We start from the raw sequence: 3,214 nt of genomic DNA, 5'->3' as shown, positions 1-3,214 counted from the left end.
CTTCAGAACTAACACAGTGGACGCGAGCAACTGAGGACAAGCCCTCGGCCTATTAGTACCAGTCAGCTCCACCCGTTACCGGGCTTCCACATCTGGCCTATCAACCCAGTCGTCTACTGGGAGCCTTACCCTCTCAAGGAGGTGGGAATACTCATCTTGAAGCAGGCTTCCCGCTTAGATGCTTTCAGCGGTTATCCCTCCCGAACGTAGCCAACCAGCCATGCCCTTGGCAGGACAACTGGCACACCAGAGGTTCGTCCGTCCCGGTCCTCTCGTACTAGGGACAGCCCTTCTCAATATTCCTACGCGCACAGCGGATAGGGACCGAACTGTCTCACGACGTTCTAAACCCAGCTCGCGTACCGCTTTAATGGGCGAACAGCCCAACCCTTGGGACCGACTCCAGCCCCAGGATGCGACGAGCCGACATCGAGGTGCCAAACCATCCCGTCGATATGGACTCTTGGGGAAGATCAGCCTGTTATCCCCGGGGTACCTTTTATCCGTTGAGCGACGGCGCTTCCACAAGCCACCGCCGGATCACTAGTCCCGACTTTCGTCCCTGCTCGACCCGTCGGTCTCACAGTCAAGCTCCCTTGTGCACTTACACTCAACACCTGATTGCCAACCAGGCTGAGGGAACCTTTGGGCGCCTCCGTTACTTTTTGGGAGGCAACCGCCCCAGTTAAACTACCCATCAGACACTGTCCCTGATCCGGATCACGGACCGAGGTTAGACATCCAGCACGACCAGAGTGGTATTTCAACGGCGACTCCACCATGACTGGCGTCACAGCTTCAAAGTCTCCCACCTATCCTACACAAGCCGAACCGAACACCAATATCAAACTATAGTAAAGGTCCCGGGGTCTTTCCGTCCTGCTGCGCGAAACGAGCATCTTTACTCGTAGTGCAATTTCACCGGGCCTATGGTTGAGACAGTCGAGAAGTCGTTACGCCATTCGTGCAGGTCGGAACTTACCCGACAAGGAATTTCGCTACCTTAGGATGGTTATAGTTACCACCGCCGTTTACTGGCGCTTAAGTTCTCAGCTTCGCCACACCGAAATGTGACTAACCGGTCCCCTTAACGTTCCAGCACCGGGCAGGCGTCAGTCCGTATACATCGCCTTACGGCTTCGCACGGACCTGTGTTTTTAGTAAACAGTCGCTTCTCGCTGGTCTCTGCGGCCACCCCCAGCTCAGGAAGCAAGTTCCTTCACCAGTGATGGCCCCCCTTCTCCCGAAGTTACGGGGGCATTTTGCCGAGTTCCTTAACCATAGTTCACCCGAACGCCTCGGTATTCTCTACCTGACCACCTGAGTCGGTTTAGGGTACGGGCCGCCATGAAACTCGCTAGAGGCTTTTCTCGACAGCATAGGATCATCCACTTCACCACAATCGGCTCGGCATCAGGTCTCAGCCTTATATGAGGGACGGATTTGCCTACCCCTCGGCCTACACCCTTACCCCGGGACTACCACCGCCCGGGCTGGACTACCTTCCTGCGTCACCCCATCGCTTACCTACTACAAGTCTGGTTCGTCGGCTCCACCACTTTCCTTTCCCCGAAGGGTCCGGAACGGCTTCACGGACTTAGCATCGCCTGATTCGATATTGGGCGTTTCAAAGCGGGTACCGGAATATCAACCGGTTGTCCATCGACTACGCCTGTCGGCCTCGCCTTAGGTCCCGACTTACCCTGGGCAGATCAGCTTGACCCAGGAACCCTTAGTCAATCGGCGCACACGTTTCTCACGTGTGTATCGCTACTCATGCCTGCATTCTCACTCGTGAACCGTCCACAACTAGCTTCCGCTGCTGCTTCACCCGGCACACGACGCTCCCCTACCCATCACAGCGGGCGTTGGCCCTATTGCTGCAATGACACGACTTCGGCGGTACGCTTGAGCCCCGCTACATTGTCGGCGCGGAATCACTTGACCAGTGAGCTATTACGCACTCTTTCAAGGGTGGCTGCTTCTAAGCCAACCTCCTGGTTGTCTCTGCGACTCCACATCCTTTCCCACTTAGCGTACGCTTAGGGGCCTTAGTCGATGCTCTGGGCTGTTTCCCTCTCGACCATGGAGCTTATCCCCCACAGTCTCACTGCCACGCTCTCACTTACCGGCATTCGGAGTTTGGCTAAGGTCAGTAACCCGGTAGGGCCCATCGCCTATCCAGTGCTCTACCTCCGGCAAGAAACACGTGACGCTGCACCTAAATGCATTTCGGGGAGAACCAGCTATCACGGAGTTTGATTGGCCTTTCACCCCTAACCACAGGTCATCCCCCAGGTTTTCAACCCTGGTGGGTTCGGTCCTCCACGAAGTCTTACCTCCGCTTCAACCTGCCCATGGCTAGATCACTCCGCTTCGGGTCTAGAGCGTGCAACTCAATCGCCCTATTCGGACTCGCTTTCGCTACGGCTTCCCCACACGGGTTAACCTCGCTACACACCGCTAACTCGCAGGCTCATTCTTCAAAAGGCACGCAGTCACGACCGGTATTCCAAAGGAATAACGGCGACGCTCCCACGGCTTGTAGGCACACGGTTTCAGGTACTATTTCACTCCGCTCCCGCGGTACTTTTCACCATTCCCTCACGGTACTATCCGCTATCGGTCACCAGGGAATATTTAGGCTTAGCGGGTGGTCCCGCCAGATTCACACGGGATTTCTCGGGCCCCGTGCTACTTGGGAGATTCTTAAGCAAGCCGCTAATGTTTCGTCTACGGGGGTCTTACCCTCTACGCCGGACCTTTCGCATGTCCTTCGACTACATCAACGGTTTCTGACTCGCCGACCGGCCGGCAGACCGATCAAAAGAATTCCCACAACCCCGCATGCGCAACCCCTGCCGGGTATCACACGCATACGGTTTGGCCTGATCCGGTTTCGCTCGCCACTACTCCCGGAATCACGGTTGTTTTCTCTTCCTGCGGGTACTGAGATGTTTCACTTCCCCGCGTTCCCTCCACACTGCCTATGTGTTCAGCAGTGGGTGACAGCCCATGACGACTGCCGGGTTTCCCCATTCGGACACCCCCGGATCAAAGCTCAGTTGGCAGCTCCCCGGGGCCTATCGCGGCCTCTCACGTCCTTCATCGGTTCCTGGTGCCAAGGCATCCACCGTGCGCCCTTAAAAACTTGGCCTACAGATGCTCGCGTCCACTGTGTAGTTCTCAAGCAACGACCAGCCACCCATCACCC

Annotated in this window: 1 rRNA gene; it reads right to left on the bottom strand. The window is 56.5% G+C overall.

What is annotated here, in order from left to right:
- Positions 1-32 precede the first annotated feature (32 nt).
- Positions 33-3,157 (bottom strand): 23S ribosomal RNA (locus ACFXDJ_RS35785).
- Between the last annotated feature and the right edge of the window lie 57 nt (positions 3,158-3,214).

The sequence above is a fragment of the Streptomyces sp. NPDC059443 genome, assembly GCF_042750105.1.
Classification (GTDB): Bacteria; Actinomycetota; Actinomycetes; order Streptomycetales; family Streptomycetaceae; genus Streptomyces.
The sequence above is the reverse complement of the archived record's forward strand: the minus strand, read 5'-3'. Positions and strand labels throughout refer to the sequence as shown.